18 protein-coding genes are annotated in these 24,908 nt (G+C 74.1%); 9 read left to right on the forward strand and 9 right to left on the reverse strand.

The genetic code is table 11. The features are described from left to right. Window positions 1–5 precede the first annotated feature (5 nt). The 6 genes from ABZ312_RS17570 to ABZ312_RS17595 all read left to right on the forward strand — a co-directional run bounded on the left by ABZ312_RS17570 (window position 6) and on the right by ABZ312_RS17595 (window position 9,236). Window positions 6–1,535: a helix-turn-helix domain-containing protein gene (locus tag ABZ312_RS17570; RefSeq protein WP_500358070.1), complete on the forward strand. Its 1,530-nt coding sequence runs from the start codon at window positions 6–8 to the stop codon at window positions 1,533–1,535. 123 nt (window positions 1,536–1,658) lie between these two features. Next, window positions 1,659–2,681 (forward strand): hypothetical protein, encoded by a 1,023-nt coding sequence (locus ABZ312_RS17575; RefSeq protein ID WP_500321838.1) that lies wholly within the window; start codon window positions 1,659–1,661, stop codon window positions 2,679–2,681. Window positions 2,682–2,731: 50 nt separating this feature from the next. Then, window positions 2,732–4,576 (forward strand): HSP90 family protein, encoded by a 1,845-nt coding sequence (locus ABZ312_RS17580; protein WP_500321839.1) that lies wholly within the window; start codon window positions 2,732–2,734, stop codon window positions 4,574–4,576. Then, complete coding sequence (locus ABZ312_RS17585) at window positions 4,576–7,491, forward strand: hypothetical protein (RefSeq protein ID WP_500358074.1); 2,916 nt, start codon at window positions 4,576–4,578, stop codon at window positions 7,489–7,491. The genes ABZ312_RS17580 and ABZ312_RS17585 overlap by 1 nt, the downstream gene beginning before the upstream one ends. Window positions 7,492–7,638: 147 nt before the next feature. Continuing rightward, complete coding sequence (locus ABZ312_RS17590; RefSeq protein WP_500438077.1) at window positions 7,639–7,992, forward strand: YciI family protein; 354 nt, start codon at window positions 7,639–7,641, stop codon at window positions 7,990–7,992. An 8-nt stretch (window positions 7,993–8,000) separates the two neighbouring features. Further along, window positions 8,001–9,236 (forward strand): RNA polymerase sigma factor, encoded by a 1,236-nt coding sequence (locus ABZ312_RS17595; protein WP_500321843.1) that lies wholly within the window; start codon window positions 8,001–8,003, stop codon window positions 9,234–9,236. Window positions 9,237–9,619: 383 nt separating this feature from the next. Here ABZ312_RS17595 and ABZ312_RS17600 read toward each other — a convergent pair whose 3' ends face one another. Beyond that, complete coding sequence (locus tag ABZ312_RS17600) at window positions 9,620–10,018, reverse strand: RidA family protein (RefSeq protein ID WP_500321844.1); 399 nt, start codon at window positions 10,016–10,018, stop codon at window positions 9,620–9,622. Continuing rightward, on the reverse strand, window positions 10,015–11,121 hold the full coding sequence (locus tag ABZ312_RS17605; protein WP_500438079.1) for an acyl-CoA dehydrogenase family protein: 1,107 nt from the start codon (window positions 11,119–11,121) through the stop codon (window positions 10,015–10,017). Before ABZ312_RS17605 ends, ABZ312_RS17600 begins: the two co-directional genes overlap by 4 nt. A gap of 95 nt (window positions 11,122–11,216) precedes the next feature. Here ABZ312_RS17605 and ABZ312_RS17610 point away from each other — a divergent pair, with 95 nt between their 5' ends. The 3 genes from ABZ312_RS17610 (at window position 11,217) to ABZ312_RS17620 (ending at window position 14,314) form a co-directional block, all read left to right on the forward strand. Then, window positions 11,217–12,821: an AMP-binding protein gene (locus tag ABZ312_RS17610; protein WP_500438081.1), complete on the forward strand. Its 1,605-nt coding sequence runs from the start codon at window positions 11,217–11,219 to the stop codon at window positions 12,819–12,821. 4 nt (window positions 12,822–12,825) lie between these two features. Next, entirely contained in the window at window positions 12,826–13,650 is an 825-nt protein-coding gene (locus tag ABZ312_RS17615) for a PaaX family transcriptional regulator (RefSeq protein WP_500438083.1), read from the forward strand. Between the two features lie 106 nt (window positions 13,651–13,756). After that, entirely contained in the window at window positions 13,757–14,314 is a 558-nt protein-coding gene (locus ABZ312_RS17620; RefSeq protein WP_500438084.1) for a Uma2 family endonuclease, read from the forward strand. Window positions 14,315–14,326: 12 nt separating this feature from the next. On the opposite strand, the gene ABZ312_RS17625 is transcribed toward ABZ312_RS17620, so the two are convergent. The 7 genes from ABZ312_RS17625 to mmuM form a co-directional block, all read right to left on the reverse strand. Then, complete coding sequence (locus tag ABZ312_RS17625) at window positions 14,327–16,594, reverse strand: bifunctional salicylyl-CoA 5-hydroxylase/oxidoreductase (protein WP_500321849.1); 2,268 nt, start codon at window positions 16,592–16,594, stop codon at window positions 14,327–14,329. 2 nt (window positions 16,595–16,596) lie between these two features. Further along, on the reverse strand, window positions 16,597–17,424 hold the full coding sequence (locus ABZ312_RS17630) for an enoyl-CoA hydratase family protein (protein WP_499514561.1): 828 nt from the start codon (window positions 17,422–17,424) through the stop codon (window positions 16,597–16,599). A 98-nt stretch (window positions 17,425–17,522) separates the two neighbouring features. Further along, complete coding sequence (gene argF, locus ABZ312_RS17635; protein ID WP_500321851.1) at window positions 17,523–18,527, reverse strand: ornithine carbamoyltransferase; 1,005 nt, start codon at window positions 18,525–18,527, stop codon at window positions 17,523–17,525. Window positions 18,528–18,641: 114 nt separating this feature from the next. Continuing rightward, window positions 18,642–19,865, reverse strand: coding sequence for an arginine deiminase (locus ABZ312_RS17640; RefSeq protein WP_500321852.1), 1,224 nt, complete (start codon window positions 19,863–19,865; stop codon window positions 18,642–18,644). Window positions 19,866–19,940: 75 nt separating this feature from the next. After that, entirely contained in the window at window positions 19,941–22,487 is a 2,547-nt protein-coding gene (locus tag ABZ312_RS17645) for a polynucleotide kinase-phosphatase (RefSeq protein WP_500438087.1), read from the reverse strand. Next, entirely contained in the window at window positions 22,484–23,941 is a 1,458-nt protein-coding gene (locus ABZ312_RS17650) for a 3' terminal RNA ribose 2'-O-methyltransferase Hen1 (protein WP_500321855.1), read from the reverse strand. The genes ABZ312_RS17645 and ABZ312_RS17650 overlap by 4 nt, the downstream gene beginning before the upstream one ends. Beyond that, window positions 23,932–24,894 carry a homocysteine S-methyltransferase gene (gene mmuM / locus ABZ312_RS17655; RefSeq protein ID WP_500321856.1) on the reverse strand — a complete coding sequence of 321 codons (963 nt, stop codon included), beginning with the start codon at window positions 24,892–24,894 and terminating at the stop codon, window positions 23,932–23,934. The genes ABZ312_RS17650 and mmuM overlap by 10 nt, the downstream gene beginning before the upstream one ends. Window positions 24,895–24,908: the final 14 nt, after the last annotated feature.

Here is a 24,908-nt window from a genome sequence, read left to right on the forward strand (position 1 = left end):
TCCGCATGGGAGACGACTACCTCGCACGCATCGGCAAGCTCATCCGTGACGCCCGCCAGCACCGGGGCTGGACCCAGTCCCAACTGGCGGAGGCGCTCGGGACCAGCCAGAGCGCGGTGAACCGTATTGAACGCGGGAACCAGAACATCAGCCTTGAGATGATCGCCCGAATCGGTGAAGCGCTCGACAGCGAGATCGTCTCCCTCGGCTACGCGGGTCCCATGCACCTGCGTGTCGTGGGCGGGCGCCGGCTCTCCGGCTCCATCGACGTCAAGACCAGCAAGAACGCGTGCGTGGCGCTGCTGTGCGCCACGCTGCTGAACTCCGGGCGGACCACCCTGCGCCGCGTCGCGCGGATCGAGGAGGTCTACCGCATCCTGGAGGTGCTGAACAGCATCGGCGTGCGGACCCGCTGGATCAACGACGGCAACGACCTGGAGGTCGTCCCGCCGGCGCGGCTGGAGCTGGACGCCATGGACACCGACGCCGCCCGCCGCACCCGCAGCGTGATCATGTTCCTCGGCCCCCTGATGCACCGCACCGACCGCTTCCGCATCCCGTACGCGGGCGGCTGCGACCTCGGCACCCGTACCGTCCAGCCGCACATGACCGCCCTGCGGCACTTCGGGCTGGAGGTGACCGCCACCAGCGGGATGTACCACGCCCGGGTCGCCCCCTCGGTGGCCCCGCGGCGGCCGATCGTGCTGACCGAGCGCGGCGACACCGTGACCGAGAACGCGCTCCTGGCGGCCGCCCGGCACGACGGGGTGACCGTCATCCGCAACGCCAGCTCGAACTACATGGTCCAGGACCTGTGCTTCTTCCTGGAGGAGCTGGGCGTCCGGGTGGACGGCATCGGCACCACCACGCTGACCGTGCACGGTGTCACCGAGATCGACCGGGACGTGGACTACGCGCCCTCCGAGGACCCGGTGGAGGCCATGAGCCTGCTGGCCGCGGCCGTGGTCACCGAGTCCGAGCTGACCATCCGGCGGGTGCCGGTGGAGTTCCTGGAGATCGAGCTGGCGGTCCTGGAGGAGATGGGCCTGGACCACGAGCGCTCCGCCGAGTACCCCGCCGACAACGGCCGCACCCGGCTGATCGACCTCACCGTGCGCCCCTCCAAGCTGCGCTCCCCCATCGACAAGATCCACCCCATGCCCTTCCCGGGCCTCAACATCGACAACGTGCCCTTCTTCGCGGCCATCGCCGCCACGGCCCAGGGTTCGACCCTCATCCACGACTGGGTCTACGACAACCGCGCCATCTACCTCACCGAGCTGACCCGGCTCGGCGCCAACGTCAAGCTGCTGGACCCGCACCGGGTGCTGGTCGAGGGCCCGACCCGCTGGCGCACCGCCGAGATGATGTGCCCGCCGGCCCTGCGGCCCGCCGTGGTGACGCTGCTGGCGATGCTCGCCGCCGAGGGCACCTCGGTGCTGCGGAACGTGTACGTCATCAACCGCGGCTACGAGGAGCTGGCCGAGCGGCTCAACTCCATCGGGGCGCAGATCGAGACGTTCCGCGACATCTGACCCGTCCCGCCCCTCCTGGCCGGCGAACCGGCTACTCCCCCGCAAGGTGGCCGTGATAGTCATGCTCCGGGCCGCGGATCATGGCCCATGGGGGAGGAACGGCCAGGCCAGGAGGGGGTCTTCATGGTGGCGGTCCGAGGTGGTACCGCGGGCGGAACGGTGGACGGCAACGCGCGGCGCAGTTCCGCGTTCTCACTGAGGCGGTGGGCGCCGCGCCCGTCGCCCCGGCTCGACCCGGCGCGCGGCAACCCCGCGCTCGCGGGCCTGCGCGCGGCCGCCGCCGCGGCGGACTGGCCCGCGATCCGGGAGCGGCTGTCGGCGGTGACCGACGACCGTGAGCGCAGCTGGCTCGTGGCGAACGTCGTGGACGTCGACGGCTGGGAGCGCTGGATGCCGGCCGTCGTGGCGGCCGAGCCCGACTCCGGGCTCGCCCGGCTGGTGGCGGGCGCCCGCCAGGTGACCTGGGCCTGGGAGGCCCGGACCGGACTGCGCGCGCAGCACGTCTCGCGTGAGCAGTTCCAGGTGTTCCACGAGCGCCTCGAGGTGGCCGAGGACCTGCTGTACCGGGCCGCGGAGCTCGAACCAGCATGGGCGTCCCCCTGGTACTTCCTGCAGATGAGCGGCCGGGGGCTGCAGGTCGGCCCGGACCTCGCGCGGCTGCGCTTCGAGGCCACCGTACGGCGCTCCCCGCTGCACCTGGGGGCGCACCAGCAGCAGTTGCAGCAGGTGTGCCGCAAGTGGGGCGGTTCGCACGAGGAGATGCACGCCTTCGCCCGGGAGTCCATGCTGGCCGCCCCCGAGGGCAGCGACATGGGCGTGCTCGTCGCGGTCGCGCACCTCGAGCACTGGGGCGACCTGGACCGCGGCGACGACACGGCGTACATGCTCCGCCTGCAGGTCGAGAAGGAGCTGCACGAGGCCGCGGACCGCTCCTACCGCAACCCGGCGTACCAGGGCTCCTTCGACCCGGTCGGGACGCTCAACACCTTCGCCATGGCCTTCGCGCTGGCCGGCGAGAAGAAGGCGGCGGCCGAGGCCTTCGCCGCCACCGGCGGAGTCGTCACCGAGTTCCCGTGGCAGTACCTCAACGGCAACGACCCGGTGGCGGCCTACCGCACCCTGCGGTCCCGCGCCGGACGTCCCTGACCGCCCCGCGCCCCGTTCCCCGTCCGCGCACCGCCCGGAAGGCCCCTTCGGTGTCCCAGTCCCCGTCAGCGCACACGTTCCAGGTCGACCTGCGCGGCCTGGTCGACCTGCTCTCCCACCACCTCTACTCCAGCCCCCGCGTCTACCTGCGGGAGCTGCTGCAGAACGCCGTCGACGCGATCACCGCCCGGCAGGCGGTCCAGCCGGGCGCACCGGCCAGGATCACCGTGCGGACCGGTGACACGCTCAGCGTCACCGACACCGGTGTCGGGCTGAGCGAGGCCGACGTGCACACCTTCCTCGCCACCATCGGGCGCAGCTCCAAGCGCGCCGCCGACGGCGAGATCGAGGCCGCCCGCGGCGACTTCATCGGCCAGTTCGGCATCGGGCTGCTGGCCTGCTTCGTGGTGGCCGACGAGATCACGGTCGTCAGCCGCCCGGCGACCGCCCCCGGCGCCCCGGCCGTCGAATGGCGCGGCCGCTCCGACGGCAGCTACACCCTGCGCACGCTCCCCGCCGACGCGCTGCCCGAGCCGGGCACGCGCGTGACGCTGACCCCGCGCGCGGACGCCGGCGAGTGGACGGAGCCCGGCCGGGTGGCGTCGCTGGCCCGGCACTACGGCAGCCTGCTGCGGCACGAGGTCACCGTCGTCGACCCGCGCGGCGAGACGACCCTGATCAACGAGACCCCTCCGTGGGAGCGCCGCCACGGCTCCCCGCTGGCCCGCGCCGAGGCGCTGGCCGAGCACTGCCGCGCGTCGTTCGGCTTCACCCCGCTCGACACCATCGACCTCGACCTTCCCGTCGCCGGGCTGCGCGGCGTGGCCTACGTGCTGCCGACCCCCGTCAACCCGTCGGAGCGGGCCGGGCACCGGGTGCACCTGAAGGGCATGCTGCTCTCGGACCGGGCCGCCGAGCTCCTGCCGGAGTGGGCGTTCTTCGTCCGCTGCGTCGTGGACGTCACCAGCCTGCGCCCGACGGCCTCCCGCGAGGCGCTGTACGAGGACGAGACCCTGGCCGCCGTCCGCGACGCGCTGGGCGCCCGCATCCGCGACTGGCTGACCGGGCTCGCCGCCAGCGACCCGGCGCTCCTGCGGCGCTTCATCGACAGCCACCACCTCGCCGTCAAGGCGCTGGCCCGCTACGACGACGCGCTGCTGCGGATGCTGCTGCCGTGGCTGCCCTTCGAGACCACGGACGGCAACGTCACCCTGGAGGAGTTCGCCCGCGCCCACCCCACGGTGCTGGTCACCCGCAGCGTCGACGAGTTCCGGCAGGTCGCCCCGATCGCGGCGGCGGCCGGCCTCGGCGTCGTCAACGGCGGCTATACCTACGACCGGGACCTGGTGCACCGGCTGCCGGAGATCCGTCCCGGCACCACGGTCACCGACCTGGACCCGGCCACCATGACCGCGCACCTCGACCCGGTCGACTCGGCCGCCGAACTCGCCGCCGCCTCCTTCCTCGCGGTCGCCCGCGAGGTCGTCGGCCAGTACGACTGCGACGTCGTGCTGCGGGCCTTCCAGCCGGTCACGGCGCCCGCGCTGCTCCTGGACGACCGCGAGGCACGCCACGAGCGCACCCGGTCCGGCCTCGCGGAGAGCAGCGACGGGTTGTGGGCGGACATCCTCGGCTCGCTGCGCACGCAGGCCCCGCGGGCGCAGCTCGTCCTCAACCACCTCAACCCGCTGGTGCGCCGGGCCGCCACCGTCACCGAGCGCGGACTGGCCCTCACCACGGCCGAGGCCCTGTACGGGCAGGCGCTGCTGCTCACCCGGCGGCCGCTGAAGTCCTCGGAGAGCGCGCTGCTCAACCGGGCCTTCATCGGTCTGCTCACCCACGCCATGCACGACCAGGACACCCCCGCGTCCGGGCCGGACGCCAAGGAGCACTGATGCTGGACACCCCCGAGGCCGTGTTCGAGGCGCTCCGCGAGAACAACGAGCGCCCCTACGGAACGCCCCGCACCGTGACCGCCGAGGAACTGGTCGAGGCGGCCGAGCAGTTCGAGGAGAAGGACGTCCTCGTGACGGCGCTGCTCGAACTCATGTCGGCGTACGAGTACGCCGCCGAGCACCGCAAGTCGCCGGTCGTCTTCGCCCGGATCCTCAAGCTGTGGGAGGAGGTGCCCGGCTCCTTCAGCGAGTGGGAGGGCCACCAGGTGCTGTGGCGCCACAAGTGGGTGACGACCTCGCTGCTCCAGGTGCCGGACGTCCCGCTGGCGACGGTCCACGGGTGGGTCGGCCAGATGGGCGAGCGCTACCGGGCGGCCGGTGAGGGCCTGCAGCCGGTGGCGGCCATGCGGCACCGGATCGCCGCCCACACCGGCGCGGACCGCGAGACGGCCTGGGACCTGTGGGTCACCCGGCGCCAGGAGCGGCTCAGCGACTGCCCGGCCTGCGAGACCCGGCACCAGGGACTGCACCACCTCGCGGCGGGCGACGACGAGCGGGCCCTGCGGACCTGGGAACCGGTCCTCGACGGCGTCCAGACCTGCGAGGAGGAGCCCTGGGTCACCCAGGCCCACGCCCTGCTGCCGTTGCTGCGCCTCGGCCGCACCGACGAGGCCCGCTCCCACCATCTGACGGGCTACCGGCACGCCCGGGGCCGGATCGGCATGGCCGAGGAGACCGGACTGCACGTGGAGTTCTGCGCGCTGTCCGGCAACGAGGGCCGGGCGCTGGAGATCCTCGCCGAGAACCGCGCCCTGTTCGGCACCACCGGCGCGCCGCTGTCGCTGCTCGGTTTCCTCACCGGCGTCGAGGTCCTCACCCGGCGCCTGGTCGACGAGGGGTACGACGCGGCCCCCGTCGCCGGACCGCTGGGGCGCACCTGGACCGCGCGGGAACTGCAGGACCACGTGAGCGAGCAGGGCGACACCCTGGCCGCGGCGTTCGACCGGCGCAACGGCACCGCCGCCGTCGGCGAGCGCCGCCGGGCACGCCTGACCCGGCGCCCGCCGCTCGCCGAGCCGCTGGCACTCGGTCTGCGCACCGCGGCCGTGCCGTCACCCGCGGCCGGGCCGGCGGCGACGGCCCCGCCCGTCGCCGTGGCCGGGCGGGAGGTGCCCGAGGACTTCGTCGAACTGGTGGAGAGGGCCCGCGAGATGGGGGACGCCGGCCGTCCCGGCGACGAGGAGCTGTGGCGCCGGATCGCCGAGCGCGCCGGCACCGAAGGCCATGTGCACGACCCCCGGCTGGGCCCGGAGGAGCGCCTGCGGGCCGAACTGGCCGAGCACCGCGCCTTCGCGGCCATGGAGGACGAGGACCGGACGGCGGCCAGGGCCGCGCTCACCGAGGCACGGGAGCTGTTCGCCCTGGCCGGCATGCCCGAGCGCGTCCTGACCTCCCGCGCGCGGCTGGCGTCGGTGGGCGTGGAGCCCGGCCCGGAGGCCGTCGCGGGCCGGGCGGAGCTGGACGCGGTGCGGACCGAGGCCCGCGCACTGGTGGACGGCGAGGGCTCCGCCGAGGTCCGGCGCGCCTACTGCGTCGTGCTGCAGTGCCGTGCCTACCTCGCCCACACCGAGGCGGCGGCCACGCTGCCGGACGTCCCGGCGGAACTGCGCGAGCGCTTCGAGGCGGCCGTGGCCGAGGCCCTGGCGGAGTCGGAGCGGCTCGGCATCCCGGAGCGCACGGTCAACACCCGGATGTCCGCCGCCGATCTCGCGGCGCGCTCCGGGGACCTGGACGGGGCCGAACGGGAACTGCGGAGCGCGCTGCGGGTCGTGGAGGCGGCCGGGACGCCCTGGCGCGCCACCCGCCCGCGGGGCCTGCTCGGCCAGGTGCTGCTGCAGCAGCACCGCCCCGAGGAGGCCATGGAGCAGTTCCACGGCGCGCTCGCCACGGCCACCGCCCATAACGACACCGCGTTCCCGGTGGCGCGCACCCACGCGCTGCTCGGCCACGCCGCCGACCACGCGGGCGACCTGAACGCCGCCGTACGCCACCTGTCCGACGCCGCGGCGCGGCTGGACCGCGAGGACGACGCCACGGGCGCCGCCGAGCTGCGGGTGGAGCTGGCGGACGTGCTCGCCCGCGCCGACCGCCAGGCGGACGCCGTCGCCGTGCTGGAGTCGCTGGTCTGCGACGAGGCCGCGGCCGGCATGGACGAACGCGCCCTGGCCCAGGCCCGGCTGCTGCTGGCGCGGGGCCTGCGGGAACTGGAGGAGCACCGCGCGAGCGCCGAGCAGTTCCTGCTGCTGGCCGACGCCGTCCAGGGGTGGGAGGAGCAGTTCACGCACACGCTCGCCGCCTGCGAGGCCGCCGTCGCCCTGCTGCAGGCCGGCCGCGAGGACGCGGCGCGCTCCGCGTACGACCGCGCCGTCGCCTCGCACGCGAAGGGGCCGAACCCGCACGCGGTCGCGGAGATGATGCGGGACTTCGCAGGCTCCGCCGTCTCGGCACACGGCGCCGAGGGCCTGGAGACCGCCCTGGACCACCTGCGCGAGGCCGACGAGGTGCTGGCGGCCGTGCCCGCGGACGACGAGGACTTCGCCCTCTGGTACGAGAGCGGCGCCACGCACTACCAGCGCGGCCGGGCCTATGCCGGCGCCGAGCGCTTCCCCGAGGCGCTCGCCGAACTGGAGCGGGCGATCGCCGCCTACGAGGAGGGCGGGCCGCGGGGCGAGGCGCCGCGCGCCGAGGCCGTCCGGGTCGCCGCCCTCGTCGAGGCGAACGGCCTGGACCGGCCGGACGCGGCCCTGTCCCGTCTCGGTGCCGCGATCACCCGGTGCCGGGCGGCGGGGCTCGACCACGCGGCCGTGGTCCTTTCCCGGGTGCGGGACGAGGTGTCGTCGCGCCGCCGGAGCTGACACCCGTGGTACGAACGAGGCGACCGCCCTCGGCGCCGCCCGTCCCCCGGACATCCGGGGGCGCGGGGTGTCGATCCGGGCGGTCGCCGTTCGTGTAGGGGGTGGAACGCCGGCGAAGGGCCGGCCCGGACCGCGAGGACGCCCGACATGAAGCACTACCTGCTCAGCGTGTACCAGCCCGAGGGGCCCCCGCCGCCGCCCGAGTTCCTCGCCCGGGTCCTGGCCGACCTGGACGTCCTCAACCGGGAGATGAAGGAGGCCGGGGCCTGGGTCTTCGGCGCGGGACTGAACGCCCCGGACACGGCCACCGTGCTGCGGCCGCGGGGCGAGGAGGTGCTCGTCACGGACGGGCCGTTCGCGGAGAGCAAGGAGTACCTCGGCGGCTTCACGATCATCAAGGCGGCCGACCTCGACGCCGCGCTCGCCTGGGGCCGCCGGCTGGCCCGGGTGACCACGCTGCCCATCGAGGTCCGGCCCTTCGCGCACGAGGTCGAGGACTGACGGCCGGCGTGCCGGAGCCGGGCGCACCGGAGGTCGAGCGGGTCTTCCGCGAGGAGTACGGGCGCGCGGTGGCCGTCCTGGTCCGCCGGTTCGGCGACATCGACGTCGCCGAGGAGGCGGTCCAGGACGCCTTCACCACGGCCGTCCAGCGGTGGCCGCGGACCGGGCTGCCGCCGAGCCCCGCGGGGTGGATCATCACCACCGCCCGCAACCGCGCGATCGACCGGCTGCGCCGGGAGGCGGCCCGCGAGGACCGGCACGCCCGGGCCGCCCTGCTGCAGGACGCCCGGGACGTCCGGGAACCCGGCGAGGAGGGCCCCGTGCGGGACGAACGGCTCCGTCTGCTCTTCACCTGCTGCCACCCCGCGCTCGCCCCGGCCTCACGGGTGGCGCTGACGCTCCGGCTGCTGGGCGGGCTCACCACCGCCGAGATCGCCCGGGCCTTCCTCGTCCCCGAGAGCACCATGGCCCAGCGCCTGGTCAGGGCGAAGCGCAAGATCCGCGACGCCCGGATCCCGTACCGCGTCCCGGACGAGGCCGACCTGCCCGAACGGCTCGGCGCCGTCCTCGCGGTGGTGTACCTGGTCTTCAACGAGGGGTACCTGCCCGGCTCCGGGGACCGCCTGGTCCGCGAGGACCTGTGCGCCGAGGCGATCCGCCTGGGCCGGCTGCTGGCCGGGCTCATGCCCGACGAGCCCGAGGTGCTGGGGCTGCTCGCCCTGATGCTGCTGGTCCAGGCACGCCGCCCGGCCCGCACCGCCGCGGACGGCGAAGCGGTGCCGCTGGCCGAGCAGGACCGCGCCCTGTGGGACCGGGCGCTGGTCGCGGAGGGCCGGGCCCTGGTCCGCCGCTGCCTGAGGCGCGGCCGGCCGGGGCCGTACCAGATCCAGGCGGCGATCAGCGCCGTGCACAGCGACGCCCCGGTCGCGGCCGCCACGGACTGGCGGCAGATCCTGGCGCTCTACGACCAGCTGACGACGCTCGCCCCGGGCCCCGTGGTCGCCCTCAACCGCGCCGTCGCCCTCGCCGAGGTCGAGGGTCCGGCCGCCGCGCTCGCCGCCGTCGACGGCCTCCCCCTGGAGGGCTACCCCGCCTTCCACGCCGTCCGCGCCGACCTCCTGCGCCGCCTGGGCCGTACGCCCGAGGCCGCGCAGGCGTACGGAGCAGCCGCCGCCCGCACCGAGAACGATGCCGAACGGGACTTCCTGCTGCGCAGGCGTGAGGCGCTCGGCGGCCCGCCCTGACCGCCGTGCGGGGCCTTTGGAACCGGGCGGACGCGCGCGGAGCGGTGCCACCTCCGCAACGACTGCGCGGGCCCCGCACGACGCCGCGGCCGCATCACCGGTGGTGACACCGCCTCGCGTCCCGGCCCGGGCCTCACGCACCCACCCGGGCTCGTCGCGTACCGGCAGCGGCCGCGCCATCCTGACGTACGCCCGGCGGCGCGCGGAGCCGCGCCACAGCCACCGTCGCGAAGCGTCGCGGACACCGTGACGGCCGGCCACCGCCCCCGGCACGCGGCGGCCGCCACCTCGGCGAGTCCCGGCCGTCAGACGCAGGCAACGGCGAGCGGCCACCACCGACGTGCCGGGCCAGCCCCGTATCCCGGGTTCCTCCTGACCTCGGGTCAGGAGAGCACGGCGAGGCCGTCGAGTTCGACCATGGCCTCCTCGTCCCACAGGCGGGTGATGCCGATGACCGCCATCGCCGGGTAGTCCCGGCCGGCCAGGGCGCGCCAGATCCGGCCGAGTTCGGGCGCGTGGTCGCGGTAGGCGGCGACGTCGGTGGTGTGGACGGTGAGGCGGGCGAGGTCGGCGGGGGTGCCGCCGGCGGCCTGGAGGGCGGTGAGCAGGTTGATCAGCGCGTGCTCGAACTGGGCGGGGAGGGTGTCCCCGACGACCTTGCCCCCGGAGTCCAGCGCGGTCTGGCCCGCGAGGAGGACGAGGGTGCGGCCGGTGGCGGTGACGGCGTGGCTGAAGCCGGTGGGCGGGGAGAGCTCGGGCGGGTTGATCCGGTTCAGGGTCATGCGAAGAGCTCCTTGGCGATGATCGACCTCTGGACTTCGGTGGCACCTTCGTAGATGCGCGGTGCGCGGACCTCGCGGTAGAGGTGTTCCAGGACGTGGCCGCGCTCCAGGGCGCGGGCCCCGTGGATCTGGACGGCGGCGTCGACGGCGTACTGGGCGGTCTCGGTGGCGAAGAGCTTGGCCATGGCGGAGCTGCGGGCGGTGCCGGGGGCACTGGAGTCGTAGGCCTCGGCGGCGGCGTAGACCAGCAGGCGGGCGGCCTCGGTGCGGGTGGCCATCTCGGCGAGGGCGTGGGAGACGGCCTGGAGCTCCTTCAGGGGCGCGCCGAAGGCGGTGCGGGAGGCGGCGTGGGCGGTGGCGGCGTCGAGGGCGGCCTGCGCCATGCCGACCGCGAAGGCACCGACGCTGGGCCGGAAGCGGTTGAGGGTGGTCATGGCGACCCGGAAGCCGCGGTCGACCTCGCCGATCACGTCGTGCCGCCCGACCGGTACGGCGTCGAAGCGCAGCCGGCCGATGGGGTGCGGGGAGAGCATGTCGAGGTGTTCGCCGCCGAGGCCGGGGCGGTCGGCGGGGACGGCGAAGGCGGTGACGCCGCGGGACCCCGCGCCGGGGGTGGTCCGGGCGAAGACCGTGTAGAGGTCGGCCTCGGGGGCGTTGGAGATCCAGCACTTCTCGCCGGTGAGCCGCCAGCCGCCGTCCGGGGCGGGCTCCGCGGCCAGTTCGAGGGCGGCCGCGTCGGAACCTGCGCCCGGCTCGGTGAGCGCGAAGGCCGCGACGGCCTCGCCGGAGACGACCCGCGGGATCCAGCGGGCGGCCAGTTCGGGGGATTCCAGCAGGGGGTGGGCGCCCAGGCCCTGCAGGGCGAGTGCGGTCTCCGCCTCGGTGCACTCCCGGGCCAGGGACTCCCGGAGCAGGCACAGCTCGAGGGCGGTACCGGGGAAGAGGCGCCCCAGCAGGCCGAGTTCGCCGAGGGCCGCGAGCAGCGGCCGGTTGACCCGCCCGGGTTCGCCGGACCCCGCCAGCGGCCGGAGCCGTTCGGCGGCCCAATCACGGACCTGTGCGCACCACTTGAGCTGTTCCGGGTCCAGCGCGAACGATGCCACGCGGCACCTCCCGTATCGCGTACCGTTGACTGCCGTCACAAACACGTTACGCTGAATCCGTCCGCAACCAGGGGCCAACGAGGGGCGAACCCGCCATGGACCTGCTGCCATCAGCACACGTGGACACTTTCCCGCGGGATCACCTCCCGCCGCGTGACCAGTGGCCCGTCCTGACCCAAGACCTCCCCGAACTGGCCTATCCCGGCCGGGTCAACTGCGGCACCGAACTCCTCGCCGCCGGCCTGCCCGAGGCGCCCTGCCTGCGGATGCCGGACGGTGAGGTCTGGTCGTACGCGGACCTGCGCGCCGCCTCCGACCGCATCGCGCACGTGCTGACCGACGAGCTAGGGGTGGTGCCCGGCAACCGCGTGCTGCTGCGCGGCCCCACCACGCCGTGGCTGGTGGCGTGCTGGTTCGCCGTCATGAAGGCGGGCGCGGTCGCGGTGACCGTGCTCGCGGCGCACCGCCCGCACGAGCTGGCGACGATCTGCGAGATCGCCGCCGTCCGGCACGCACTGTGCGACATCCGCGCGGTCGACGACCTCGCCAAGTGCGAGGCGCCCGGGCTGCGCATCGCCACGTACGGCGGGGAGGCGCCGGACGATCTGCTGCGGCTCGCAGCCGACCGGCCGGACCCCTTCCCCGCGGTGGAGACCTCGGCCGACGACGTCGCGCTGATCGCCTTCACCTCCGGGACGACCGGACGGCCCAAGGGGTGCATGCACTTCCACCGGGACGTGCTGGCGATCGCCGACACCTTCTCCGCGCACATACTGCGACCGACCTCCGCCGACGTGTTCGCCGGCAGCCCGCCGCTGGGCTTCACCTTCGGGCTGGGCGGCCTGGTCGTCTTCCCGCTGCGCGTGGGGGCGTCGGCGCTGCTGCTGGAGCAGGCCGGCCCCGAACAGCTCGCCCGGGCCGTCGCGGAGCACGCGGTGACCGTGCTGTTCACCGCGCCCACCGCCTACCGGGCCATACTCGCCTCGCACGGCACCCGCGACCTGTCCTCGCTGCGGCGCTGCGTGTCGGCGGGCGAGAACCTGCCCGAGGCGACCTGGCACGCCTGGTACGAGTCGACGGGGCTGCGGATCATCAACGGCATAGGGGCCACGGAGCTGCTGCACATCTTCATCTCCGCCGCCGACGACGTGATCCGGCCGGGCACCACGGGCCTGCCGGTGCCGGGCTACCAGGCCCGGGTCGTCGACCCCTCGACGCTGTCCCCCGTGCCGGACGGCGAACCGGGGCTGCTCGCGGTGCGCGGTCCCACGGGCTGCCGCTACCTGGCGGACGAACGGCAGCGGGAGTACGTGCGCGACGGCTGGAACCTCACCGGCGACACCTACGTGCGCGAGCCGGACGGCTACTTCCGCTACGTGGCCCGCGCCGACGACATGATCATCTCGTCGGGGTACAACATCGCGGGCCCCGAGGTCGAGGAGGCGCTGCTGCGCCACCCCGACGTACGGGAGGCCGCGGTCATCGGCGTGCCGGACGACCAGCGCGGCCAGATCGTCCGGGCCTTCGTCGTGTTGCGGGACGGCCCTCCGCGCGACGAGCACACGGTCGAGGCGCTGCGCGCCTTCACCCGGGAGGAGATCGCGAGCTACAAGTGCCCGCGCGAGATCGCCTTCCTCGACGCCCTGCCCCGCACTCCCACCGGGAAACTGCAGCGCTTCCGGCTGCGCGACCTACAGTGATCGCGTGACCGAGCACACCCCCAGTTCGCTGATCGTGACCTTCTTCGGCGCCTACGGCCGGGCCGAGGCCTGGGACGGGCGGATACCCGTCGCCGGGCTGATCCGGCTGATGGGCGCCGTGGACGTGGACCCGCAGTCGGTACGCTCGGCGGTCTCCCGGCTCAAGCGCCGCGGGCTGCTGGAGCCGGACCGCGTCGCCGGCGCCGCGGGCTACGCCCTGTCCGAGGACGCCCGGCAGCTGCTCGCCGACGGCGATCGCCGCATCTACGGTCACCCGGCCGGCGGAGCCGGCGACCAGGAGTGGGTGCTCGCGGTCTTCTCCGTGCCGGAGAGCGAGCGCCACAAGCGGCACCTGCTCCGCTCGCGCCTGGCCCGGCTGGGCTTCGGCACCGCCGCCCCGGGCGTGTGGATCGCGCCCGCCCGCCTCCACGAGGAGGCCCTGCACACCCTGCGCCGGCTCGGCCTGGACACCTACGTCGACCTCTTCACCGGCACCCACCTCGGCTTCGAACCGACGGCCGCGGCCGTGCGCCGCTGGTGGGACCTCGACGCCGTCGCCAAGCGCCACCACGCCTTCCTCGACGCCCACGAGCCCGTGCTGCGCGCCTGGGCCGCCCGGGAGGCGACCCCGCCGCAGGAGGCCTTCGCGGACTACCTGCGCGCCCTCGACTCCTGGCGCCGCCTCCCCTACGCCGACCCGGGCCTGGCGCCCGCCCTCCTCCCGCCCGACTGGCCCGGCGGCCGCGCCGCCGCCGTCTTCGAGAGCCTGCACGCGCGGCTGCACGACGCGGGGGCGGAGTTCGCGCGGTCCGCCGGCCCCACGGCGTGACCGCCCTCCTCCGGTGATCGTTGGCAGGATGTACGCCCGCGCCACCCGGCGGGGCATAACCTGACCACATCGGAGCGGAACCACGACGATCGAGGAGGTACGCGAGATGGCACTGCCCGCGACCGAACGCTCGGGCCCCGGCGGCGACGCCGTGCTCGCCGCCTTCCTCGACCTCACGGTGCCCGAGGGGTACCGCGCCGAGCTGATCGAGGGGGAGATCGTCGTGACCCCGCCGCCCGACGGAGACCACGAGGACGCCGTCGGCGAACTGCTCTGGCAGATCGCCAGGAAGTCCGCCGCAGAACTGTACGGCGTGGGTACGAAGGGGCTGATCACCCCGCTCGGCCGCTTCGTCCCCGACGCATCCGTGGCCCCCCGGCGCTTCTTCCGCGGTCTCGACTCGTGGGCAGATGCGGACGGCGTCGTGATGACCGTCGAGGTGACGTCCTCCCGCCCGGACAAGGACCGCGGCCCGAAGCGACGCGGCTACGCCGCCGCCGGTATCCCGTTCTACCTGCTGGTGGACCGCACCGAGGGCACGGTCACCCTGTACAGCGAGCCGGACGCCGAGGACTACCGCCAGGACGTCCGGGTGCTGTTCGGCAAGGAGCTCGACCTCCCCGAGCCGTTCGCGTTCGCCCTCGACACCTCCGCCTTCGGCTGAGGCTGCCGCCTCTCACACGTCCAGCGTGAGCCGGGGGCGGGGGGCGTCCGTGCGGCCCGTGGGCGGACGGCGGCTGCCCGCCTGGTACGGGAGGGGCCAGGGGGCGCCGGGGCCGGAGTAGTCCTGTTCGGCGGCTGCGTGCAGCGTCCAGTTGGGGTCGTAGAGGTGGGGGCGGGCGAGCGCGCACAGGTCGGCGCGGCCCGCGAGGATCAGGGAGTTGACGTCGTCCCAGGAGGAGATGGCGCCGACCGTGATGACGGGCACCCCGAGTTCGTTGCGGATCCGGTCGGCGTAGGGGGTCTGGTAGGAGCGGCCGAAGTCGGGCGCCTCGTCGGCGACGACCTGGCCGGTCGAGACGTCGATGGCGTCGGCACCGTGGGCGGCGAAGGCCCGGGCGATCTCGACCGCCTCGTCGGCGGTCGTGCCCCCCTCGGCCCAGTCGGTGGCGGAGATGCGGACGGTCATCGGGCGGTCGGCGGGCCAGACCTCGCGGACGGCGTCGAAGACCTCCAGGGGGAAGCGCAGCCGACCGGTCAGGTCGCGGCCGTAGGCGTCGGTGCGCCGGTTGGTGAGCGGGGAGAGGAAGGACGAGAGCAGGTAGCCGTGGGCGCAGTGCAGTTCCAGCAGGTCGAACCCGGCGCGGGCGCCGCGCGCGGCGGAGGCGGCGAACTGGTCGCGGATCGCGGCGAGCCCGCCGGCGTCCAGGGCGTGCGGGACCTGGCTCACGTGGGGGTGGTACGGCAGCGGGGAGGGGGCCGCGAGCGGCCAGTTGCCCTCCGGGAGCGGCTGGTCGATGCCCTCCCACATCAGCCGGGTGGAGCCCTTGCGGCCGCTGTGGCCGAGCTGGAGGCCGATCGCGGCCCCGGGCCGGGCGTGCACGAAGTCGGTGACGCGGCGCCAGGCGTCCTCGTGCCCGTCGTTCCACAGGCCCGCGCAGCCGGGGGTGATGCGGCCCTCGGGGCTGACGCAGACCATCTCCGTCATGACCAGGCCGGCGCCGCCGAGGGCGCGGGCGCCGAGGTGGACGAGGTGGAAGTCGCCGGGGGTGCCGTCGGTGGCGGAGTACATGTCCATCGGCGAGACGACGACCCGGTTGCGCAGGGTCAGCCCGCGCAGGGTGAAGGGGGTGAACATCGGCGGGGTGTCCGGACCGGTGCCGAACTCCCGCTCCACGGAGGCGGTGAACTCCGCGTCGCGCAGCCGCAGGTTGTCGTGGGTGACCCGGCGGCTGCGGGTGAGCAGGTTGAAGGCGAACTGCCGGGGCGGCTGGGCGGTGTACTGCTCCAGGTGCTCGAACCACTCCAGGCTGGCCCGCGCGGCGCGCTGCGTGCTGGCGACGACCGGCTTGCGCTCGGCCTCGTAGGCGGCCAGCGCCTCGGGGACGCCGGGCTGCTCGTGCAGGCAGGCGGCGAGGGCGAGGGCGTCCTCCATGGCGAGCTTGGTGCCGGAGCCGATGGAGAAGTGCGCGGTGTGCGCGGCGTCGCCGAGGAGCACGATGTTCCCGTGCCGCCAGCGCTCGTTGACGACGGTGGTGAAGGCGATCCAGCGGGAGCGGTTGCCGCGCAGGCCGTGGCCGTGCAGGGCGTCGGCGAAGATCTTCTCGCAGCGGGCGATCGACTCGGCCTCGTCCAGCCGGTCCAGCCCGGCGCGCTGCCAGACGTCCTCGCGCATCTCGACGATGAAGGTGCTCGCGTCCGGCCGGTACGGATAGCCGTGGGCCTGCATCACGCCGTGCTCGGTCTCGGCGATCTCGAAGCGGAAGGCGTCCAGGACGAGGTCGGTGGAGAGCCAGATGTAGCGGCAGCGGTGGCCGGTGAGGGTGGGGCGGAAGACGGCGGCGTGGGCGCCGCGAGTGGCGCTGCCCGCGCCGTCGGCGGCGATGACCAGGTCGTGGTCGCGGGCCAGCCGTTCGGCGGCCGGGGCGAGTTCGCGGCTGCGGACGGTCACACCGAGCTCGCGGCAGCGGTCGTGGAGGACCGCCAGCAGCGTGCGCCGGTCCACCGCCGCGAAGCCGTGGCCGCCGGAGGTGACGGCACGGCCGCGGTGGCGCACGTCGATGTCGTCCCAGCGGGTGAACTCCCGTTCCAGGGCACGGAAGACGACCGGGTCGGCGTGCTCGATGCCGCCGAGCGTCTCGTCGGACAGCACGACGCCGAAGCCGAAGGTGTCCTGCGGCGAGCCGCGCTCCCAAACGGTGATCTCGCGTTCCGGGTCGAGGCGCTTGAGCAGTGCGGCCGCGTAGAGCCCGCCGGGGCCGCCGCCGATGATGGCCACCCGCACGGCTAACGGCCCTTCCAGTTGGGGCTGCGCTTGTCGGTGAACGCGGCGTGGAACTCGGCGTAGTCCTCGCTGGTCATCAGGAGCGCCTGGGTCGCGGCGTCCATCTCCACGGCCGCGCCGAGCGGCATGTCGAGCTCCGCGGTGAGCAGGGCCTTGGTCTGCGCGTACGCCAGCGCAGGGCCGGCCGCCAGGCGCTTGGCGAGGGCGGCGGCGCTCGCGTCCGCCTGCCCGTCGTCGACGAGCTCGCTGACCAGGCCGATGCGGTCGGCCTCCGCGGCGCCGACGGTGTCGCCGAGCATCAGCAGCCGGGTGGCATGGCCGAGGCCGACGATGCGGGGCAGCAGGTAGGCGGCACCCATGTCGGCGCCCGCGAGGCCGACCTTGGTGAAGAGGAAGGCGAAGCGGGCCGAGCGCTCGACGATCCGGAAGTCGGAGGCGAGGGCGATGACGGAACCGGCTCCGGCCGCGACGCCGTGGACGGCGGCGACGACGGGGAAGGGGGCCTCGCGGAGGGCGCGGACGACCTGCCCGGTCATGCGGGTGAAGTCCAGGAGCTGGCCCGCGCCCATGGCGAGGGTGGCACCGATGATCTCGTCGACGTCCCCGCCGGAGCAGAAGCCGCGACCGGCCCCGGCGAGCACCAGCACGCGGGTGTCGCCGTGGTGGGGCAGCTCGGTGAGCAGGTCGCGCAGGTCGGCGTAGGCGCCGAAGGTGAGCGCGTTGAGCTTGTCGGGCCGGTCGAGGGTGACGGTGACGACGCCGTCGGCGCGCTCGACGCGCAGGTGCCGCCATTCCTCGGTCCGGCCTGCGGAGCCTCGGTAGGGGCTCATGGGCACGTCCTCCTTCGCGGGGGAGGCAGGCTTGCCAACACCGCGAAGTTATCACTCCTTCGTGACCGCCGTCACGAGTGCGCGATATGCGCGGCGCCTCACATGCCTGCCAGCGTGGCGACGAGCACGGCCTTGATGGTGTGCATCCGGTTCTCGGCCTGGTCGAAGACGATGGAGCACGCCGACTCGAAGACCTCGTCGGTGACCTCCAGCGAGGTCAGCCCGTGCCGTTCGTGGATCTCCCGGGCCAAGGTGGTGCCCAGGTCGTGGAAGGCGGGCAGGCAGTGCATGAACTTCGCGTCGGGGCGGCCGGTGGCCCGCAGCACGTCCGTGGTCACGGCGTACGGCTTCAGCAGCGCGATGCGCTCGTCCCACACCTCGGCGGGCTCACCCATGGACACCCAGACGTCGGTGTGGACGAACTCCGCGCCGGCGACCCCCTCGGCGACGTCCTCGGTCAGGGTGACGCGGGCGCCGGTGGCCTGCGCGAGCCGCCGCGCCTCGGCGACGACGCCGTCGTCCGGCCACAGCTGCTCCGGGGCGGCGATGCGGACGTCCATGCCGAGGAGGGCGCCCGTGACCAGCAGCGAGTTGCCCATGTTGGAGCGGGCGTCGCCGAGGTAGGCGTAGGCGGTCTCCCCCAGCGGGGAACGGGAGTGCTCGGCCATGGTGAGCACGTCGGCGAGCATCTGGGTGGGGTGCCACTGGTCGGTGAGGCCGTTCCACACCGGCACCCCGGCGTGGGCGGCCAGTTCCTCGACGACCTCCTGGCCCGTCCCGCGGTACTCGATGCCGTCGTACATCCGGCCGAGCACGCGGGCGGTGTCCTTCACCGACTCCTTGTGGCCGAGCTGGGAGCCGGCCGGGTCCAGGTAGGTCGTGGACGCGCCCTGGTCGGCCGCGGCGACCTCGAAGGCACAGCGGGTGCGGGTGGAGGTCTTGGCGAAGATCAGGGCGATGTTCCGGCCGGCGAGCCGCCGGACCTCGGTGCCCGCCTTCTTGGCCGCCTTCAGCTCGGCGGCCAGGTCCACCAGCCCGCGGAACTCCTCGGGGGCGAAGTCCAGCTCCTTGAGGAAGTGGCGGCCCGTGAGGTCGATGGCCATGGGGGCTCCTAGGTCGGGGTCGGCCGGGTGCCGAACATGAGTGCGCCGAGACCATGGAAGTCTATACGAACAGGCGCATCCTTATACAGCCGGGCCCGGCCACGGATCGCCCCGTCAGACCGGGTCCCGCTCGATGGGGCAGCTCATGCAGCGCGGACCGCCGCGGCCGCGCCCCAGTTCGCTCCCGGGGATCTCTATGACCTCGATGCCGCGCTTGCGCAGGAAGGTGTTGGTGGTGACGTTGCGCTCGTACGCCAGCACGACGCCCGGCTCCAGCGCGAGCACGTTGCACCCGTCGTCCCACTGCTCGCGCTCGGCGGAATGGACGTCCTGGGTCGCGGTGAGCACGCGGATGTCGTCCAGGCCCAGGGCCGCCGCGATGGCCCGGTGCATGTGCTCCGGCGGGTGGTCGGTGACCTTCAGGTCGCGCTCCCCCGCGCCGGGCTCGATGGTGTAGGAGCGCAGCATGCCCAGGCCCGCGTACTTGGTGAAGGTGTCGCCGTCGACCATCGTCATCACGGTGTCCAGGTGCATGAAGGCACGGCGCTTGGGCATGTCGAGGGCCACGATCGTGGTGGCCGACCCGGCGTTGAACAGGCGCTGGGCCAGCATCTCCACGGCCTGCGGGGTGGTGCGCTCGCTCATGCCGATGAGGACGGCGCCGTTGCCGATCACCAGGACGTCGCCGCCCTCGATGGTGGACGGGTAGGCCGCCTGGCCCTCGGACCACACGTGGAAGGAGCCGCCCGCGAAGAGCGGGTGGTGGCGGTAGATCGCCTCGTAGTGGATCGTCTCGTGCCAGCGGGCCGGCCAGCGCATCGCGTTGATGCTGACCCCGTCGTAGACCCAGGCCGAGGTGTCCCGGGTGAAGATGTGGTTCGGTAGCGGGTTGACCAGGAAGTCGTCCAGGTCCGTCACATGGAAGCGGACCGAGGCCGGCTCCGCGAAACGGGCCAGGAACTCCCGCTTGGTCATGCCGCCGACCAGGGCCTCGGTCAGCTCGGCCGCGGACAGCTCGTCGAAGGCGGCGCGCAGGTGGTCGGTGACCACCGGGCCGTACTCCTTCTCGTCGAAGACCCGGTCCAGCACCATGCGCCGGGCCTCGGGCAGGGTCAGCGTCTCCCGCAGCAGGTCACCGAAGAGGTGCACGGCCACGCCACGGTCGCGCAGCACGTCGGCGAAGCCGTCGTGCTCGGCACGGGCCCGGCGCACCCACAGGACGTCGTCGAAGAGCAGGGCGTCCTTGTTCGACGGCGTGAGCCTTTTCAGCTCCAGGTCGGGGCGGTGGAGGATGACGCGGTGCAGCCGCCCTGCCTCGGAGTCCACATGGAATGCCATGGAGCTAGACATTCCCACTTGGCAAGGGTTTACCGCCAGGGAGGGGCGGGCACCCGGGTGCCCGCCCCTCGCCCGTCACAGCCGGGGGTCCACCGGCTCGGACTCCAGCGCCAGGACGGCGAAGACCGCCTCGTGCACGCGCCACAGCGGCTCGCCCGCGGCCAGCCGGTCCAGCGCCTCCAGGCCCAGCCCGTACTCGCGCAGCGCGAGGGAGCGCTTGTGGCCCAGGGCGCGGGAGCGGAGCCTGGCCAGCTGGTCGGGCCGGGTGTACTCGGGACCGTAGATGATCCGCAGGTACTCCCGGCCGCGGCACTTGATGCCGGGCTGGACCAGCCGGTTGCCGTCCTCGGTGCGCACCAGGGCCTGGAGCGGTTTGACGACCATGCCCTCGCCGCCGGCGGAGGTCAGCTCCAGCCACCACTGCGTACCGGCCGCCACCGACTCCTCGTCGCGGGTGTCGACCAGCAGCCGGCGGGTCTCCTGGAGCAGCCCCGTCGGGTCGTTGGCGACCATGCGGTCGATGAGCGCCAGCTGCTCGTCGTGCGCGAGCGCGGCGAGACTGCGGCCCTGGGCGGCCAGGATCTGGAACGGCGCGAGACGCACCCCGTCCAGGCCCTCGGTCGTCCAGCAGTAGCGCCGGTACGCCTCGGTGAAGGCGGCGGCGTCGGCGGACCGCCCGCGCTGCCGCTCCAGCAGGCCCGCCACGTCGGTGCCGCGCGCGGCGGCGGACTCCAGGGCGGCGATCGCACCCGGGAAGACCGCGCCGGAGGCGGCGCCCACGGCGGCGTACTGCCTGCGCAGCAGGCCGGTGGCCTTCAGCGACCAGGGCAGCAGCTCGGCGTCGAGCAGCAGCCAGTCCGTGCCCAGCTCCTCCCAGAGCCCGGCGGCGGTGACCGAGGCCCTCAGCCGGTCCAGGACCTGCTCGGTGACGGCCGGGTCGTCGAAGAACGGACGACCCGTGCGGGTGTGCAGGGCGCCCGTCACGCCGCCGGTCACCCCGAAGCGCTCGCCGGCCGTCTCCGCGTCGCGGCACACCAGCGCCACGGCGCGGGAGCCCATGTGCTTCTCCTCGCAGAGCACCTGGCCGACGCCGTCCGCGCGGTAGGCGGCGAACGCCTCGTGCGGGTGCTCCAGGTAACCCTCCCGTTGCGAGGTCGCGCACGGCGACATCGTCGGCGGCAGGTACATCAGCAGCCGGGGGTCGACCGCGAAGCGGCTCATGACCTCCAGCGCGGCGGCAGCGTTCTCCTCACGGACGGCGACCCGGCCGTGGTGCACGGTCTCCACGACACGGCGGCCGGCGACGTCGGCGAGGTCGAGCGGCCGCCCGTCCTGCCCACCCGGGGCCTCGCTGGCGAGCGGCTTGGCCGGCTCGTACCAGACCCGCTCGGCGGGGACGTCGACGATCTCGCGCTCGGGCCAGCGCAGGGCCGTCATCCGCCCGCCGAAGACGGCGCCGGTGTCGAGGCAGATCGTGTTGTTGATCCACGAGGTGCTCGGCACGGGTGTGTGGCCGTACACGACGGCGGCGCGGCCGCGGTAGTCCTCGGCCCACGGGTAGCGCACGGGCAGGCCGAACTCGTCGGTCTCGCCGGTGGTGTCGCCGTACAGGGCGTGCGAGCGGACCCGGCCGGAGGTGCGGCCGTGGTACTTCTCGGGCAGGCCGGCGTGGCAGACGACCAGCTTGCCGTCGTCGAGGACGTAGTGGCTGACGAGCCCTTCGATGAACTCCCGCACCTGCTCGCGGAAGGCGGGGTCCTTCTCGTCCTCCTGCTCCAGCTGCTCGATGGTCTCGGCGAGGCCGTGGGTGTGCTGGACCTTCTTGCCCTTCAGCCAGCGGCCCAGCTTGTTCTCGTGGTTGCCGGGCACGCACAGGGCGTCGCCTGCGGCGACCATGCCCATGACGCGGCGCAGCACGCCGGGGCTGTCGGGGCCGCGGTCGACGAGGTCCCCCACGAAGACGGCCGTGCGGCCCTCGGGGTGCACGCCGTCGACGTAGCCCAGCTTGCCGAGCAGGGTCTCCAGTTCGGAGCTGCAGCCGTGGACGTCGCCGATGATGTCGAACGGGCCGGTGAGCTCGCGCTTGTCGTTGTAGCGGCGCTCCAGCACGACCTCGGCCGCCTCGACCTCCTCGGTGCCGCGCAGGACGTGCACCTTGCGGAAGCCCTCGCGCTCCAGCTGCCGCAGGGAGCGGCGCAGCTCGCGCTGCTGGCGCTGCACGACGTGCCGGGGCAGGTGGGCGCGGTCGGGACGGGACGCGTTCCGCTCGATGCAGACCTGCTCGGGGACGTCGAGGACGATCGCGATGGGCAGCACGTCGTACTCGCGGGCGAGCCGGACGAGCTGGCGGCGGCTCTCCTGCTGCACGCTGGTGGCGTCGACGACGGTGAGCCGGCCGGCGGCCAGCCGCTTGCCCGCGATGTAGTGCAGCACGTCGAAGGCGTCACCGCTGGCGCCCTGGTCGTTCTCGTCGTCGCTGACCAGGCCGCGGCAGAAGTCCGAGGAGATCACCTCGGTGGGCTTGAAGTGGCGCCGCGCGAACGTCGACTTGCCGGAGCCGGTGGTGCCGATCAGGACCACGAGGGAGAGGTCGGTCACCGGGAGGGTGTGCTTGCCGGTCATGCGGACGTGACCTCCTTCGCGGTCATCGTGAAAACGGCCATCTGGGTGGGCGGGCCGACCTCGGGGTCGTCGGGGCCGACGGGGACGAACCGCACGCCGTAGCCGTGGCGTCCGGCGACCTGCTCCGCCCACGAGCGGAACTCCGCCCGGGTCCACTCGAAGCGGTGGTCCGCGTGCCGGGCGTGCCCGGCGGGCAGCGTCTCCCAGCGCACGTTGTACTCGACGTTCGGCGTGGTCACGAGCACGGTCGCGGGTCGTGCCGCACCGAAGACGGCGTACTCCAGGGCGGGGAGCCGGGGCAGGTCGAGGTGCTCGACTACCTCGCTGAGCACCGCGGCGTCGTAACCCTTGAGGCGGGCGTCGGTGTACGTCAGGGACCCCTGCACGAGCCGGACGCGGGAGGACTGCCGCTCGCCCATGCGGTCCAGCCGCAGTCGCCGCGCCGCCTCGCCCAGGGCCCGGGCCGACACGTCGACGCCGAGGATCTCGGTGAAGCGGACGTCCTTCAGCAGCGCGCCGACCAGCTGGCCCTGACCGCAGCCGAGGTCGAGGACCCGGCTCGCCCCGGCGTCGCGGAGCTCCGCCAGGATCGCCTCGCGGCGCTGTACCGCCAGGGGCAGCGGCTTCTCCTCGGTGTCCACCTCCTCGTCGACGGCGTTGTCCAGCTCCTCGGCCTCGCTGTCGTCGGCCTCGGCGAGCCGGGCCAGTTCCAGCCGCTCCATGGCCTGCCGGGTCAGCGACCAGCGGCGGGCGAGGTAGCGGCTGGTGATCAGCCGCTGCTCCGGGTGGACGGCGAGCCATCCGTCGCCCATGCGCAGCAGCTTGTCGACCTCGTCGGGCGACACCCAGTAGTGCTTGGCGTCGTCCAGGACCGGGAGCAGCACGTACAGGTGCCGCAGGGCCTCGGACAGCCGCAGCTCGCCCTCCAGGGCCAGCCGCACGTAGCGCGACTCGCCCCACTCGGGGAACCGCTCGTCCAGCGCGACCGGTTCGGCCTCCACGCTCCAGCCCAGCGGCTCGAACAGCCGGCGGACGAGGGCGGCGCCGCCGCGCGCGGGCACGGCGGGGATCTCGATCCGCAGCGGCAGCGGCTGCGCGGCCCGCTCGGGACGGGCGTCGCAGACGCCCCTCAGGGCGCTGGCGAACACCGTGCGGAGGGCGACCGCGAGCAGCGACGAGGCGGCGTACGGCCGGTCGTTGACGTAGTGGCCGAGAGCGGAGTCCGGGGCCCCGCCCCGGCCCTTGCCCTTGCCGCGCCGCACGAGCGCCACCGGATCGACCTCCAGCAGCAGCGCGGCCGTGCACCGTTGCTCGGACGCCATGGGGTAGAAGACGTGGGCGTCGCCGTAGGAGGTCGAGAAGACCTGGGCCTTCTCCGGATGCTTGTGCAGCAGGAAGCCGAGGTCCGTGGCGGGCATGCCGCCGCTGCCGGTGGTCGTTATCGTCAGGAACACCGCCTGAGTATCGCCTGCTCGTCCCCGCTCCGAACAGCGGTTTTCCCCGGCTGTTGGGTGAGCGTGGAGGCGAGGGCGGATATCTGCGCGGGCCCGACCCGGCAGCATCCCCCGATGAGCCGGGCACCGGCCCGCTGCCAGGCGGACGCCAGTGCCGGGTCGAAGACCGAGCCGCCGCGCCAGCCGCGGGCCCGTTCGTCCCAGCTCTCGCCGCTGTTGGGGTAGACGACCACGGGCCGGTCCACGGTCGCCGCCGCCGTCTCCACCGCCAGGGCGGCGTCCGCCGGGTCGCAGCAGTTGACGCCGACGGCGATCACCGCGTCCGCATCCGCCGCGATCCGGAACGCCTCCTCCAGCGGCTGGCCCGCCCGGGTCGTCCCGCCGGCGACGGTGTAGCTCAGCCAGACCGGGACCCCGAGGTCTGCGACGATCCTCAGCAGCGCCTCCGCCTCGTCGGTGTCGGGCACGGTCTCCAGCGCCAGGACGTCCGGACCGGCCTCCGCCAGCGTCTCGATCCTGGGCCGGTGGAAGCGCTCCAGTTCCGCGACGCTCAGCCGGTAGCGGCCCCGGTACTCGCTGCCGTCCGCGAGCATGGCGCCGTACGGTCCCACGGAGGCCGCCACCCACACGTCGTCGCGGTCGCGGGCGGCGGCACGGGCGAGGGCGACGCTGCGGCGCAGCAGGGTGGTCGCCTCCTGCCGTCCGATGCCGCGCGCGGCGAAGCCCTCGTAGGTCGCCTGGTAGCTGGAGGTGATGAGCACCCGCGCGCCCGCCCGCACGTAGGCGGTGTGCGCCGCCTCGATCTGCTCCGGCGCGTCGGCGAGCAGCCGGGCCGACCAGAGCGCGTCGGCCAGGTCGCAGCCCTGGTCGGCGAGCTGGTTGGACAGCCCGCCGTCGAGGACGACGGTGGACTCGGCGAGGGCCTGCGCCAAGGGCCGGTGGGGTGCGGGCATCGCGGGTGCTCCTT

The organism is Streptomyces sp. NPDC006207 (assembly GCF_040613835.1).
Classification (GTDB): domain Bacteria; phylum Actinomycetota; class Actinomycetes; order Streptomycetales; family Streptomycetaceae; genus Actinacidiphila.